This is a genomic window from Pantanalinema rosaneae CENA516 (assembly GCF_050753385.1).
GTDB lineage: Bacteria > Cyanobacteriota > Cyanobacteriia > Leptolyngbyales > Leptolyngbyaceae > Pantanalinema > Pantanalinema rosaneae.
The window spans coordinates 1-14,413 of record NZ_JBLZFZ010000038.1 but is presented as its reverse complement, the minus strand read 5'-3'; the positions used below and the strand labels follow the sequence as shown (position 1 = coordinate 14,413).

The following is a 14,413-nucleotide window of genomic DNA, read 5'->3' as shown; positions in this document are numbered from 1 at the left end:
CAAAAGGATCTTTAAAACATCCTCTTATCACTTTAGGAGATTGGGGGATCTTTAACTGAGCAATTTGGATACAATTTCCATTCGTGATTACAGCGATGTGCCCTGGATTAAACCATACTACTCTCCATTTCTGTCTCCTGTAGTTTATTAATCCGATCACCTCGGTAAGTCGCTTGAGAGTGACAAAATTTTACTCAACTTTATTACTGACTGATTAAATTACTGATGCGATACGATTATAATTTGTTTGTCATTGGAGCAGGACCTGGAGGGCTAGCTGCCGCAAAACGAGCCGCTAAGTATGGTGCTAAAGTAGCGATCGCTGAGCAAAACTATATTGGTGGCGTATGCGTCAATCAGGGCTGCATTGGTAAAAAGTTTATGGTGTATGCCTCTGACTTCGCTCGCGTTCTAGAGGTCGCAGGGAACTGGGGATGGCAAACTGAGCATCAAGCATTTAATTGGCAACACTTTAAAGCCGTTCGGGATCAGGAGATTGCCAGACTCAGACATATCCATCAAACCGCTTTAGAACAAGCAGGTGTTGAGATCATTCCCGTCCAGGCTAGATTAATTGACTCCCATACGATCGCCGTAGACGATCGCCGCATTACAGCCGAAAAAGTTTTGCTCGCTGTCGGTGGTCACCCTGTCAAACCCGAGATCCCTGGGATTGAACATGCCATCACCTCACGGGAGATGTTTGCCTTGGAGGCATTACCCCAGAGTATTGCTATTGTGGGCAGTGGTTATATTGGTGTGGAGTTTGCCAGCATTCTGCGAGCCTTTGGCACCGAAGTCACCCTATTGGATCGCTCAGACAATATTCTGCAAGGGTTTGATCACGATCTGCAAGTTGCGGTGCGATCGGGATTACTCCAGCAAGGCATTCAGAGCTTTTGTCATACCACTGTAAAAGCGATTCAACCTGACTCAGAGGGACTGCAATTAACCTTAGTGGGGGATCAAACTCAATCCCTGACTGTTGATACCGTCCTCTGTGCGATCGGGCGAACTCCCAATTTAAGCGGTTTAGGCTTAGAAGCAGCAGGTGTGAAACCTCAGGATGGCGCGATCGCCGTAGATGCCTATAGTCGCACCAGCCAAGCCAACATTTTCGCGATCGGCGACTGTACCGATCGTCTGCCATTAACTCCGGTGGCGCGGGCAGAAGGACATGCCTTTGCGGAAACTGAATTTGGCAATCAGCCCTGCCATATTGACTATACCTATGTGCCCTCAGCCGTGTTCTGCCGTCCTGAAGCTGCTACGGTAGGCATGACAGAAGTCGCTGCCCGTCACAAACATGGTGATCAGGCGATTCAATGCCATCGGATCGAATTTGAACCGTTGTTTAGCCGCTTAGATCACTATCCCGGCAAAGCCATGTTGAAGCTGGTGGTACATCGTACCTCTAGTCAAATATTAGGCGTTCATGTGGTCAGCCAGGATGCCGCAGAAATGATTCAGGGAATTGCGATCGCGATTAAACGGGGAATTACCAAACCAGATTTTGATGAAATGATTGGCATCCATCCCACCCTGGCGGAAGAGTTTTTTCACTAGCTTTGTCGTCTAGTACACCAATAGCCAGGAAAACTCGTATTCATCAAGTAAATCATCGATACAACGGTTACTACTTGAGATTCCACATCTGCCGCTTAATTAGCCATTCCCCTGAATCTTCTTGATGCAACAACCACATCTTTGTCACTTGAAATGACTTTGTTGCCCCATCTGCATAGGCAACTGTATTCACCTGAGCTTGTGCCATGCCAGAAATCCAGCGATCGTTAATGATTAGGGCATCCAAGGGAGTCGATTGCACCGTCCATTTTGCAACGTCATAGTCTTTTTGCTCACTTCTAGCAATTTCATCCGGTCCATGTTCTGGCTCTAATCCCGGCGGCACTCGAATCGCATCAGCAGCAAATAACTGACCATAAGCAACAGAATCATTAGCACTCACGGCTGCTGCATACTTCTCACATACTGTCCTAAGAATTTCGTTCGCATCAATCATCGGTTTTGCTCCTTTGTTAACTCACTCATTCCCTCTACAAAGCGGGTGGGCAAATTAGATATAACCGAAGCCACGTTCTACACCGAACTATCGCAAAAGCATTTCTCTATTGTCTGACGCGATAATCCCCAACACAATCTGCCCAATGTTTCTTCATGAACCGATCGCCACCGGGTTCAAGTTTCCAATCACGCCAACCCAGATGCCGATAGAAGCCAACCGCTCGCACCGTTTCATCGGGATAGGTCGTCAACCAAATCTCTTGCCATCCTTGCTGAAACAACCATTCCTCAACTAAGTGAATTAGCTGCTTACCAATCCCCTTACCCTCATATTCTTTGAGAACCGAAATTACCCACATTTCTCCAGTAACTCGATTCCCAATCGCAAACCCAACCACCTGGGCATCTACTTCGCATAGCCAACCACGATGGGAGTTTTGCAACATTTCCCGTACCGAAGCATGAGTAATCCCTAACTGGGCTAACTCTTCATCACCTCGATCGTTGTCCCATGTGGCTATACGTACATCAAAGATTGCCTGCATATCATCAGAACGAATCTCGCGAAATTGAGGTTCACTAATCATAGGTAACAATTTTCCGCATGTGTAAGGGCGAATGGTCGTTCGCCCCTCCTAAATATGGGGTAGTTTTTGAGTTGGGCTAAACTTCAGTTACTACTATTCAGAGGGAATCGTTGTCTCTAGATCTGGGCTGACTTCAGGCAGGTAAAGCCGCTCTTCACTGGCATCGTACTCGAACAGCTCAGCATAACGCCCCCAGTCTACGGTCGTTGCAAATTGGCGCTCGGCTTCTTCATGGGGGAAATGCTCATCCCAGAGGTCTAAAAAGAAATCTGCCCGCATAGAACCGCTACGCTTTTCTCGTAGGGTTTGGATAATACTGTTTAAGACCGGAACGTGGGTCAGGGTTTGCTGTCGAAACAGATCTTTACTGCGGAGAATAGTGGTTGTGGCAAAGTCCTGTCCGATTTTGGTCAATCGCACATCGCCTTGAGAGACTTCCGCAAACCCTAGAAGAACAGCCGCATCCAGAATGGGTAACAGATCATCTACGGCAAGTTGAAGCCGTTCTGCGAGTCGAGGAATATCATCCGTTCCCTCTGGTTGATCCACAATCAATTCTAACAAACCACTGATTCCCCCTACGCGGACGTGAGGTAATGCCTTGGCATAGGGGGAGGTGATTGCTGGCGCTGGTTCTGTTGCTGGCTTAGCGATCGCTTCTCCAGTTACTTCGATTTCCGGGTTAGTCATCACGGTATAGATGTAATCGACTAACGAGGCAAAGCGGGGAGATGTGCGATCGTGGGGACGGGGCAGATCAATTACCACTTCACCCCGAATGCGACCGGGATTGGAGCCTAAAATCACTACACGATCGGCGAGAAAGACAGCTTCCTCAATGTTGTGGGTAACAATCAAAATACTTTTCGATGGAAAGGTTTTGGCATTCCAAAGGTCATCGATTTCACCCCGCAGGTTTTCAGAGGTGAGCACATCAAGGGCACTGAAGGGTTCGTCCATAAAGAGAACCTGAGGCTCTAACACAAACGCTCGCGCGAAGCCAACTCGCTGCTTCATACCGCCCGAAAGCTCTTTAGGATAGGCACTTTCAAACCCGTCTAATCCTACGATGTCAATGGCTTTCAAGGCACGTTGGCGGCGTTCGTCTCGCTGGACTCCCCGTGCTTCCAATCCCAATTCCACATTTTCCTGAACCGTTAGCCAGGGCAGTAGGGCGAAACTTTGAAATACCATCGCCACATCGTTATTGGCTCCGCGCAGGGGCTTCCCGTTGCTGAAGACTTTGCCCTCACTGGGCGGAATCAACCCCGCCATAATCCGTAGGAGGGTACTTTTGCCACTACCACTACGCCCCAGCAGGGCAACCACTTCACCAGATTTGACCGTTAAACTTACGTCATTGAGAACCGTAAACTCCCCTTTACCATCCGGTAGGGGAAACCGCTTGGAGACCTGTTCGACGGCAATTAACTGAGTAGACATTGCGACTGTCATGGTGTTACCTCCCCTAGAGATGATATTTTGCTTCGGCTAGCTGGTAGAGTCGTCGCCACAACAATCGATTCAGTCCAACCACAAATAAACTCATCATACCGATGCCGAGAGTAATGCGCGGCCAGTCTCCGGCAAAGGTAGCTTCAGCAATATAGGTGCCCAACCCGGTGGCGGTCAGGGTCGTGGTTCCCCAGGCGACAATTTCTGAGACGATACTGGCGTTCCAGGCACCGCCACTGGCCGTCACGCCTCCCGTTACCCAGGCAGAGAAAATGCCCGGAATAATCAGCTTTTTCCAGCGATGCCAGCCCTGCAAGCTAATATCATCTGCCATTTCCCGCAGGTCGGTAGGAATGCTCTGAGCCCCTGCGATCGAGTTAAATAGGATGTACCACTGTGCCCCCAGCGCCATCAACAGAATGCTGCCCCACTCGATGCTAATGTTGCTCCAAATGAAAAACAGGGTGGCAAACGGGAAAATGAAGTTTGCCGGAAACGAGGCAAGAAACTGCACAACCGGTTGCAGGGTGCGTGCTAATTGAGGATTAAACCCGATCGCCACGCCAATGGGTGTCCAAACCACCGTGGCAAACAGCAAGAGTAGGGTAACTCGCAGTAGGGTAAGAATACCTAAGCCAAAGGTTTTGACCACTTCACCAATGCCTACAGTGGTCACGATAAAGTGCAATGCCCAGGCAACTAACAAACCGATGATGACGAGCAAGATCATGTTGTAAAAGCGATCGCCCTGCTGTTCCTGGTTTGCATCCGTCTTGACGGTGGAGAGGGGGCGAGTGAGCCGAGATAACCATCGGTTAATGGCTTCCCCAGTCGGCATAAATAGCTTGCCTAACATCCGTGGAATTCGTGCTGTTTGCAGCAGATCATAAACCCAGGATTCAGGGGCTTCCGCCGAGGCGCTTTGTTCCATACGAAACTTGTCTGACCAGGCAATTAAGGGTCGCCAAAAAAGCTGGTCTACCAACGCAATCACGATCGCAATGGTGAGTAATGCCCAGCCTAATGCAGCCAGATTTTCAGCGACGATCGCAGCAGCAACATAAGACCCAATTCCCGGTAACGTATATTCCTGATTCAATACACTAATCGCTTCACTCGCTGCCACAAAAAACCAGCCACCACCAAAGCTCATCATGGCGTTCCACAATAATCCGATCGTGGCAGAGGGAACCTCCAGTTTGGTAAATCGCTGCCAGCGCGACAGTTGATAAAGCGTTGCCGCCTCATCCAGTTCCTTGGGAACGGTTCGCAAGGACTGATAAAACGAAAAGGTCATATTCCAGACTTGGCTGGTAAAAATGGCAAAAATAGAGGCAGCCTCCAGCCCCAGCAAACTACCCGGAAATAACGCGATGAATCCGGTTACAGTAATCGAGAGAAACCCCAATACAGGAACCGATTGCAAAATATCGAGCAGTGGGATCATCACCCGTTCTGCTCGTCGGCTATTGGCGGCAACATAGCCGTAAATCAGGGTAAACAGCGTCGAAAAGATCAGCGCAATAAACATCCGAAGCGTCGATCGCCCTGCATAGTACGGCAAGTTACGCGGATCGAGATCAATGGCAGGCACAATGTCAGGAGGTTCAAAGCTAACCAGTGCCCCAGCCCCGATGCGAGCCACTAATGCCAGTAAAACCAGCGTACCAAGAATAACCGCAATATCTGCTAGCCCAAAAGGAAAGCGCCGTAACGCTTCGGGAGATGGAAAGGTTTTCATGGCGACTTACATTTCTGATACTTTAACCAAATTTCGGTTCAATAATATGCCAGTGGAGCGTAACGCCCCCCGGTTTCAGGCTTAAACGGCTAACGATTTGTTCTAAAAGAACATCGTTGCAATTGAGTCGTTTTTGATGCAAAGAATTAATTACCTCAAGCTGCGATCGCTGAATTTGTGCGATCGCTAATTCCCAGAAAAATTGCAGGGGAAACCAGCGCGATCGCTCTATGCAATCACAATAGAAAGTAATGATTCAAATGACAAAAAAATTCACTTCAACTCAGTTATCTGGAACTGATGAAGCGTAGATATTGCATGACTATGCAGTTGACTGAAACGTTTTCATGGTTCATCTCCTATCGGTGCAATCGCCGTGGTTAGTGGCGATCGGAGATGAACTTAGGACTCTAAGCCAGAGTCACACCGGGCAGATTCATCGGAGCAATCGCCCCCAGACCACGCGCAGGATCAGGGTCAGGGTTTTCGTTAGACATAGTGGTTTCTTGAAGCGTTGCAAACAGGCAACTACTACCAGAAGCCTCCATTGATTGTTCTCCTTAAAGAGCAAAAAAAGAAAATGAAAAAACTATGAGCAATTAGTGATCTGGCAATGCTTTGACTGCCATTGATCACTATATCGTTGATAAACTTTTTGTGTCAATCGATTTGCTCCAAAGAATTTTGGTATTAGAGGGTGTTTGAAAAGTCAAAATCGTTACCTGAACCGCCCCCCTAGCCCCCAATTATGGGAGGAACCAGATTCAAAGTCCCCCAGAATATAGCCTGCGGCATCGTAGAAAGGGGACTTAAAGCCCTACGGGCATACCAGAAAAGGGGACAAGTGCAATCACTTTGATAGTTTTAAAACATCCTCTTAAAGCCCCATTGCTTTAGTTTTTATCTATTATTTTGCTCAGAAATTTCTACACCTAACCTAACCAAATCAGTAAATCTGCGATCGTCTCAAAATCTAACCATGCTTCACCCAAGTTTTCTAATTGATCTAGGGAAAGAGTGTTAATGCGCGATCGCACTTCTTCTGGATATTCCGCAATGGATGCTTGTGGTTCGCCTAAAATCCACTCGGCAAAACATTGGGGATATCTTCAGATAGCAGTTTGCAAAGATGATCAAACGACAGATTACAACCAGACCTGAAATCCGTCGGATATACCAAACTTTAATGGCTTGGGTAAATGCAATAGCTAACCAGGATCACCGAGCCGTACTGAGCACCTAGATTTCCAGTTAAGCTAAAAGCCCTCTGCTGTTTGGATTCTTATCCTGCCAGCAAAGGGCTTTCAGCGTCTTAGATTAATACCCCCAGGGGAATTCGAATCCCCGTCGCCTCCGTGAAAGGGAGGTGTCCTAGGCCTCTAGACGATGGGGGCGTGTGTTCCGCGCCTTGTTGTCTGCGCCTTTATAAAATTAACCAAAGTCCCCCTAGTCTGTCAACCCTAATCCAAAATTTTTTTTTGGGTGAGGCGGCAAATCGATCATGCAAAGGCATACTGCACCTGGTTGGGTCAAACCATATCTTTGGAGTTCCGCAGTCGAATCAGCCGTCGCCGCATCTGGGGAGACGCGTTAACCTCCGGAATCTCCTGAGCAGCGACTTCAACCTGTACAGGCTCCATATACTCATCAGTACCGTAGGCAAAAGCTTCGAGCAGCATTTCGAGGAGCTGATCGCGGTTGCTGAGGACACCTTTTTCCTCAATCAACCGAAACTTGAGATGAACTTCGCATTCATAGACGCTCACCTCGGATGGGGCGGGTTCAAACTCGAGAGAATCGTACTTCATTTGTAAAACTAGCCCTATTCTGCTACGAATGAGAGTTTTGTCTGGATTCAACTGGCTAGATTCAAGCAGCTAGCGTTAATTTCTTGGCTGAGGACTTATCCACCAATTGCCGCAAGAACCTCACATAACACTTTAAAAGTAGCATTCCCATAAAACGATCACGATCCGCTAAATAGCGGAAGTTTATGATGGGGAAAACAACTGATTTTACAAGAGTTTAAAACTTAATCTACTAATTTCCCAATGATCAGTATTTAGGTTAGCGATCGGTAAAGTTTAGTGCTTTTTTAGGAGCCAAGCTCAGTATTTAGAACCCATTTTTTATAAAGTTTTTATGAGGAGAATCTGCCGAACTAGCCTCTAGGACTTACTTACACCAAAGTATTGATCAATACAGCCGATGTTAGCTTACCCCCTTCTGATCCTGGTTAAATCCAGATACAATAACAGCCAAGCTAGCGATCGTTGCTACCAATTGATACCTGAATACTGAGAAAACTACTTGAAATTAAGTAAATAATGTCACCCGTATCAGATAGGTACTGGCGAAATTAGTTGCTTTAGTGAATTTTTAGGAAAGTCAGTCTAGCGCTAATAAAAATTATTTAGTCAGTTAAATCGATACTGAAATCTACTTATAAATTTCTTGGTTTAGCTTAAATAAATGTAATCTCAGGAATATACTGAGGAATATACGGAAATCTTTGTTGACTGAAAATACATTGACCAGGAAGAATGGTCAGAAGTGATTCCTTAGAACAGGCTCACCGTGTAGAGGCAGGCGGAATGACCGATTTTCTCCGAATTGGCTTAATTGGTACGGGATATGCCGCAAAACTACGGGCAGAAGCGCTGCGATCGCAGCCCCATGCCAAATTAGTGGCGGTAGCAGGGCATACTCCCGAGAAAACCCAGGAATTTAGCCAGATTCACCACACGATCGCCGTCGATCACTGGCTTGATCTCGTCCAGCAGTCCGATTTGGATCTAATTATGATTGCGGGTGTGAATCGTGATCATGGGGCGATGGTGCGGGCAGTGCTACAAACTGGCAAACATGCGATCGTGGAATATCCCTTAGCGCTCGATCCACTAGAGGCAACTGAACTGATCGCTTTAGCCAAAGCACAGCACAAACTCCTGCATGTGGAGCATATTGAACTGCTGGGAGGAGTGCATCAAGCCCTGAAGGCAACCCTGCCGCACATCGGCACACCGTTCTATGCCCGATACAGCACGATTAAACCAGAACGACCCGCCCCCCAGAAATGGACCTATTCACCCGATTTATTTGGGTTTCCGTTGGTAGGAGCCCTATCACGACTTCATCGCCTGACCGACCTATTTGGGCAAGTCGCCACCGTCAACTGTCAAGCCAAATTCGAGCCTGGGGCAGGTTCCCCCCCGACAGACGACTCCCGATCGTATCGAGCCTGCCTCTGTACGGCACAACTGCGCTTCCAGAGTGGATTACTGGCAGAAGTGACATACGGTAAGGGCGAAACGCTGTGGCAAGCCGAGCGGCGGTTTGAAGTCCAGGGGGAACAGGGCGCGATCGTCTTACAAGGTGAGCAAGGCGAGTTGATTCAGGCACAGGGTCGGCAGTTGATCGAGGTCGGCAGTCGGCGCGGTCTGTTTGCCAAAGATACGGCGATCGTGATTGATCACTTACGACACCACACGCCACGGTATGTCACCCCGGAAGCCAGCCTTTATACCTTGAAGGTGGCAGATGCGGCTCGGCGATCGGCAGCAACTGGGCAAACCATCCCAGTAGAGGACAGTTAGAATCGGGCTTCATATTCAATCACGGCTCGGTTATCTCCCGAAAAGTCCGTTGACCCCCGCAGTAACAAATTGTCGTTAATCCGATAGCGCAGACCAAACTGTGCCGGTTGGTTAGAGGTGAGAATCTTCAGCACACTCACCGATATCGAGGGAGTAATATCAATCCCAGCTTCAGCCGCAATCCCGAGGGTATTCCGACTGCGGGTATTGCGGCGACGATCGTCGGGAACCAATGTCGTAAACAAACGGAAATCACTTAACCCCAAGGCATTGCCAATAAAGTTCTGTACATTGGTTAACAGGGCGGAACCGGCTAAGTTAGCAATCCCCAGCACACTATCCCCGCGTCCCAACGTTTGCACAAAACCACCCCCGAGTAATGCTACAATTTCCGACTGGGTACGGGCAGGGCTACTGGTGAGTTCCAGGTTTTCATCCAGTTCACTGGCGGGGCCCTGAATTTGGGCTTGAATCCGCACCGTTTGCAGCGAACCAAAGTTACTGGTGGCGATCGGATTATCCAAAATTTCCGATGAGATCGGGGAAGTGGGTTGGCGGTAACCCGTCGCTTCAGGCACCAAGGCAATCAACCGGACATCCAGAATCGGGTCTAAGCCCAGTTCGGGTTGGAAGGTCGCCGTTTGTGGATACCCCCGCGCCAGGTTGAACTGAGTCGTGAAAATGTTGACCTGTCCCGATCGCAGATTAATCACACCACTGGGACGCAGTTCATTCAGGGAACCGTTAATCGTCAGTTCACCGGATGCCAGGAAATTCAAAATCGGTTGACGGGTAATCCGAATCGCATTGCCTAAAGTCAACCGCAAATTGTCAAATTCAACTACAGGTTGGGGCGATTGGCCAGTCGTTGCCACCGTTTGAGCCGTCACCTCGGGAGGGTCAGACAACAGAACCTGTCCGTTCGCCAGTTGAATATCTCCACCCAGAACGGGATTAAATGCCGTCCCCGTTACCTGAATATCGCCATTCACCCCACCTTGATATAACCCTTTCAGATTCAGGGCAATTTGATCCAGCGAGACACTCAAGGGACGGGCACGATCGGGATCATCAGACCGCAGAGCCGCAAAAATCGGTAACACCCCTTGGGCACTCACCTGACCCCGGCTAAACTGTCCAGTCAACGTTTCTACCCGCAGCCGATCCTGAACGAAGCGGATCGTCCCATTCACATTAGTTAAGGGTTCCGGTAACGCTCTAACTTGTAAGGTCGTGTTTTGGACGGTAATTAACCCACTGGCGATCGGCTGATTGAGCGTTCCCTGCACTTGCAAGTTGACCGCCCCTCGACCATCCTGCCAGACAACTTGGTTATTCGTCAGAACATTTAATAATGCCAGTCCTTCATCCCGAACATTGATATCTAGACTGATGGCATTGCTGGCTGGTTGGACAGTTGCAAAGGGAAACTGATAGGGCAGGTTGCCTTCCACCCGTAGGGGTTCTTTGCCAGTCAGCAAAAACGTACTCCCAAACCCTAACCGAGCATTGGCATAGTTGAAGCCTGCCCGCGCCTCTTGCAGTGGGGTTCCATTTAACACCCCATTGACTAAGCTGAGAAACCCAACCGCCTGGGGATTGCGTAAACTGCCGGAGAGGGTGGCTGTGGCATTAATCCGACCTTCAATATCGACTGGCAGATCAACTAAAGCTGTTAATTGCTCGATCGGGTAATTTTCAATTCGCAGTTGTCCGGACTGTTGCTCCAGACCAATTTGTCCAGAGTAGGCAATCACCGCGTCACCCGACTCAATTCGCAACGGTAATAGCGTCACAGTGGTATTTTCTAACGACCCCACGGCCACCAGCCGCTCCGCCGAGAACCGCCCCCACTGCCATTGTTCACCTTGCAGACTAAATTCGGCATTTACCCCCGATCGTGCTGACCCTCGAAAACTGATCTCACCCTGAAAGCGTCCTGTGAGTTCCTCCAATGGGGGTAACGGCGATTCATCCTCCTGCGCCTGTTCCTGTGCCTGAAGCGCCGCAATTTCGGCAAGCCGCCGTAACCGATTTAATAAGGAGGCATTGGCTTGCTCGATCGGGACAGTCTGTAAATCAGCCGCCGTCCCAAAGCTCGGGGGACTGAAGGCCTGCCCAAAGTCAGCCAGATCAAAGATTTGCAGGAGTTCGAGCACTTCCTGAATATTTCCTTGAGCCACTTTTACCGATCCCTGCACCTGAGGATCAGGACTCAAAACATTCGCAGACAAGTCAATTTGGAAGATTGTACTCCCGCGCCGTAGTTCCGCTTCCCGTAAGGTAGCTACCCCATTGGCAAAACTGACTCGTCCGCCAAATTGATCCGCCCGGTAGGGCCCAAACGCCAACTGATCGATCGCCACCTGCCCAGATGCACTCTGGTTGGCTAAATTAATCGCCACAGTCCCCGTTAGTGTCCCAGTAGGCGATAACCAGGCGGTCGTGCCCGGAAACTGTACCAGGGTGAGCGGGAAATTCTGTAATTCTGTAATCAGCAGTCCACCTTGCGTTCGCCCCGTTGCCACGGCTTGATCCCGACGAATATCAAAGGCGATCGGTTGGTAGTTAGCATCCAACGTAGCAGCAATCCGATCCTGTTGTCCTCGCAAATCCAGATTCACCCCTTGCCCCACCCGGACGGTTCCTTGCAATCGTGGTTCAAAGGCAACGTTATTGACAACAAACTGTCGCAGGACAACATCACCGTTGACATTGAGTGCCGCCGGAGTGCCAGTCACGCGTCCAGCAAAATCTACCACGCCAGCATATTGAATCGTCTCGGGAACTGTGATCGGAAAATCTTGCAGATTATAGTTATCCAGACGCACATTCAAATTCAATGCCGTGATCGCTGGTGTGCCTTCAAGTTGCACCCCGATCGTGCCATTGGCACTAAAATCGGTCGCGGTCGCTTGCTGCACCACAATCTGCTGTCCCGTCCATTGCACCTGAGCCGTCAAGGGGCGATCGATAATCGCAATCCCCTGGGATAGCCGTACCTGTCCCTGTGCCCGAATATCCGCCGGACTAAAGGAGGATAGAGAACCTGCCAGGGTAAAGCGACCATCAAGTTCTCCTTGCAAATCCGGAGAGAAGGGTTGCAGAGTCACCCGCGTTACCTGCACATTGCCTTGCCAGCGACCATTGGCAGCCCGACCCGCCGCCGTTACCGTACCACCATTCACCGTTAATACCGTATTCTGTAGGGCGATCGCTCCATCGGCAATGGCGATCGTACCGGAACCAGGATAGGTCGCCTCTGGCAGTTGCCAACGCACTACGGTTTGCAAATTATTCGCCGCTCCGGCAATTTGCGCCTGGGCATTTACCCGTCCTAACGTAATCGGCAGCGGATTGCCATTGTTATAGGTACGGGCGATCGGATCACCCGGGACATTCACCGCCTGAAAGGTAAAGGCTAATTCCGGGGAGGTGGGTTGGGCAGGAGTCGCCGCACCAGGTTCTCCGAGCCTGATTACTCCAGACCCTCGCACCTGTCCCCCGGCTGTCGGCGTTGCCTGAATATCAGCCACGGTTAACGTTAATGCCGATGTATCCAGACGAAATTGCCCATTGAAGCGATCGAGGGCAACCTGATCTACTCGTCCCGGTGCCGTACTGCGTACCGTCCCAGAGAGAACCGGACGTTCTGGGGCTCCGGTCAAGCGTAAGTCGGCGGCAACGGCACCATCCACTACAAAGGGTAATGGCACTTGCAGCGTTTCGATCACGGTTGGTAGCCGCACCGATGGCACTTGAGCCGTAATGTTATAGCCCTGATCCAGCACTAACGAGCCATTGGCAACAAAAGGAACCTTGCCATAGGCTGCCTTGACATTTTCCAGGCGTAGGGTTTTGCCTTTCAGTTGTAATTGTCCCGTGGCTTGCGTAAACGGCTGGGGCACCTGGGGAATGATCATGGTAGCCCCCTGGAATTGCAGTGAGCCCACGATATAGGGCAGATCCTCATTGGGACGAAACTGCACTGACAGGTTGCCGCCGCCCCGTCCTGCCGCTAAATTGACAGGCAAATTAATTAAGCGACCAACTTCCGCGATCGCAAAGTTCTGTGCCTGAATCTGAAGATTGGTGCGTTGGGCAGGGACAAGTGTCTCACCCTGAAGCTTTAAGTTGCCCCCCGATCGGGACTGAATATCCGCTTCATAGGTAATACGTTGGTTATCATCCAGCATGGTCACTACTCCATTCACTGGAGCTAACGCCACCGGAATCCGCCGACCGGGAATGGGCACCGATTCTTTCGGCAGTTGCGGAGTGGGTAATAACACCGCGTTAGCATTTTGAATCCGAATCAGTGGCTCGATCGTGATGGCACCCGCTTCTTGCTGCTTAATCTGAGTTTTCAGCCAAACCCCATCCGGGGACTGATCCAAGAACAACTGGGGGTCGATCAGGGTAATGTCCAGCGTCAAGCGCCGGGTTGTAGCGACCTGCACGATCGCTTGAATGGGATTGAAATTCACCTCGATCGCTTTGACCGAGGCATAGTCTGGGTCTGTAGGGGTCTGGGGAATGCGAGTTGTGCCAAATCTGATACTGGTCAGCGTGACCCGCTCCACTGCCCCAAAGTCAACCGGGCGATCAAATAAAGTCGTTAAGTTAGTGGCGACTAAAGGGGCTAACCGTTCATTAATAAAGACCCAGCCCCACCAAGCCCCTGCCCCTAAACCACCGAGTAGACCAATGCTAATCGGCAGCACGATCCGTCGCCAGCGCCGTCGTCGCCGAGGGGGACGATCGCGAGGTTCTGGAGGAGTTAACTCTGGATTCGGTTCATTACCGGGATTGGGCTCGTTTGTCATTGTCGGAAGCTAGCGACAATTACCTGTGTAACTATACCGCCTCGATCGCAGTTCCAAAAGCCTACTTTTAACTTTCGTGCAACGGTTTTTGGGGGATTCCAGATTGGGAATTGGCACAGATTTGGCAATGGGATCGGCGCGATGAAGCAGGTGGGGAGTGGGGGCTGTCTCTTATACACATCT

The 14,413-nt window shown here is 50.0% G+C and carries 10 protein-coding genes and 1 tRNA gene; 2 read left to right on the top strand and 9 right to left on the bottom strand.

What is annotated here, in order from left to right:
- Positions 1 to 225: 225 nt before the first annotated feature.
- Positions 226 to 1,566, top strand: a complete 1,341-nt coding sequence (gorA, locus tag ACN4EK_RS20390; protein ID WP_431660031.1) for a glutathione-disulfide reductase — start codon at positions 226 to 228, stop codon at positions 1,564 to 1,566.
- A 70-nt stretch (positions 1,567 to 1,636) separates the two neighbouring features.
- Here the strand turns inward: gorA and ACN4EK_RS20385 are convergent, their stop codons facing one another.
- From ACN4EK_RS20385 to ACN4EK_RS20350, 8 genes are all read right to left on the bottom strand, one after another.
- Positions 1,637 to 2,023 (bottom strand): YybH family protein, encoded by a 387-nt coding sequence (locus tag ACN4EK_RS20385; protein WP_431660030.1) that lies wholly within the window; start codon positions 2,021 to 2,023, stop codon positions 1,637 to 1,639.
- Positions 2,024 to 2,129: 106 nt separating this feature from the next.
- Positions 2,130 to 2,612, bottom strand: a complete 483-nt coding sequence (locus ACN4EK_RS20380; protein ID WP_431660029.1) for a GNAT family N-acetyltransferase — start codon at positions 2,610 to 2,612, stop codon at positions 2,130 to 2,132.
- 93 nt (positions 2,613 to 2,705) lie between these two features.
- Positions 2,706 to 4,067 carry an ABC transporter ATP-binding protein gene (locus ACN4EK_RS20375; RefSeq protein WP_431660028.1) on the bottom strand — a complete coding sequence of 454 codons (1,362 nt, stop codon included), beginning with the start codon at positions 4,065 to 4,067 and terminating at the stop codon, positions 2,706 to 2,708.
- 13 nt (positions 4,068 to 4,080) lie between these two features.
- A complete protein-coding gene (locus ACN4EK_RS20370; protein WP_431660027.1) occupies positions 4,081 to 5,808 on the bottom strand; it encodes an ABC transporter permease in 1,728 nt (575 codons plus the stop codon).
- Between the two features lie 410 nt (positions 5,809 to 6,218).
- Positions 6,219 to 6,356, bottom strand: coding sequence for a hypothetical protein (locus ACN4EK_RS20365; protein ID WP_431660026.1), 138 nt, complete (start codon positions 6,354 to 6,356; stop codon positions 6,219 to 6,221).
- Positions 6,357 to 6,740: 384 nt separating this feature from the next.
- Positions 6,741 to 6,866: a DUF4351 domain-containing protein gene (locus ACN4EK_RS20360; protein ID WP_431660076.1), complete on the bottom strand. Its 126-nt coding sequence runs from the start codon at positions 6,864 to 6,866 to the stop codon at positions 6,741 to 6,743.
- A gap of 263 nt (positions 6,867 to 7,129) precedes the next feature.
- A tRNA-Glu gene (locus ACN4EK_RS20355) sits at positions 7,130 to 7,202 on the bottom strand.
- Between the two features lie 135 nt (positions 7,203 to 7,337).
- Positions 7,338 to 7,616 (bottom strand): Npun_R1517 family heterocyst differentiation transcriptional regulator, encoded by a 279-nt coding sequence (locus ACN4EK_RS20350; protein WP_431660025.1) that lies wholly within the window; start codon positions 7,614 to 7,616, stop codon positions 7,338 to 7,340.
- Positions 7,617 to 8,351: 735 nt separating this feature from the next.
- On the opposite strand from ACN4EK_RS20350, the gene ACN4EK_RS20345 reads away from it, so the two are divergent.
- On the top strand, positions 8,352 to 9,404 hold the full coding sequence (locus ACN4EK_RS20345) for a Gfo/Idh/MocA family protein (RefSeq protein ID WP_431660024.1): 1,053 nt from the start codon (positions 8,352 to 8,354) through the stop codon (positions 9,402 to 9,404).
- On the opposite strand, the gene ACN4EK_RS20340 is transcribed toward ACN4EK_RS20345, so the two are convergent.
- On the bottom strand, positions 9,401 to 14,230 hold the full coding sequence (locus tag ACN4EK_RS20340) for a translocation/assembly module TamB domain-containing protein (RefSeq protein ID WP_431660023.1): 4,830 nt from the start codon (positions 14,228 to 14,230) through the stop codon (positions 9,401 to 9,403). The genes ACN4EK_RS20345 and ACN4EK_RS20340 overlap by 4 nt on opposite strands.
- Positions 14,231 to 14,413: the final 183 nt, after the last annotated feature.

Coding starts and splice junctions, on each gene's coding strand:
- ACN4EK_RS20365 (WP_431660026.1), bottom strand. CDS start 6,356: ATGGAGGCTTCTGGTAGTAGTTGCCTGTTTGCAACGCTTCAAGAAACC.
- ACN4EK_RS20380 (WP_431660029.1), bottom strand. CDS start 2,612: ATGATTAGTGAACCTCAATTTCGCGAGATTCGTTCTGATGATATGCAG.
- ACN4EK_RS20370 (WP_431660027.1), bottom strand. CDS start 5,808: ATGAAAACCTTTCCATCTCCCGAAGCGTTACGGCGCTTTCCTTTTGGG.
- ACN4EK_RS20345 (WP_431660024.1), top strand. CDS start 8,352: ATGGTCAGAAGTGATTCCTTAGAACAGGCTCACCGTGTAGAGGCAGGC.
- ACN4EK_RS20375 (WP_431660028.1), bottom strand. CDS start 4,067: ATGACAGTCGCAATGTCTACTCAGTTAATTGCCGTCGAACAGGTCTCC.
- ACN4EK_RS20385 (WP_431660030.1), bottom strand. CDS start 2,023: ATGATTGATGCGAACGAAATTCTTAGGACAGTATGTGAGAAGTATGCA.
- gorA (WP_431660031.1), top strand. CDS start 226: ATGCGATACGATTATAATTTGTTTGTCATTGGAGCAGGACCTGGAGGG.
- ACN4EK_RS20340 (WP_431660023.1), bottom strand. CDS start 14,230: ATGACAAACGAGCCCAATCCCGGTAATGAACCGAATCCAGAGTTAACT.
- ACN4EK_RS20350 (WP_431660025.1), bottom strand. CDS start 7,616: ATGAAGTACGATTCTCTCGAGTTTGAACCCGCCCCATCCGAGGTGAGC.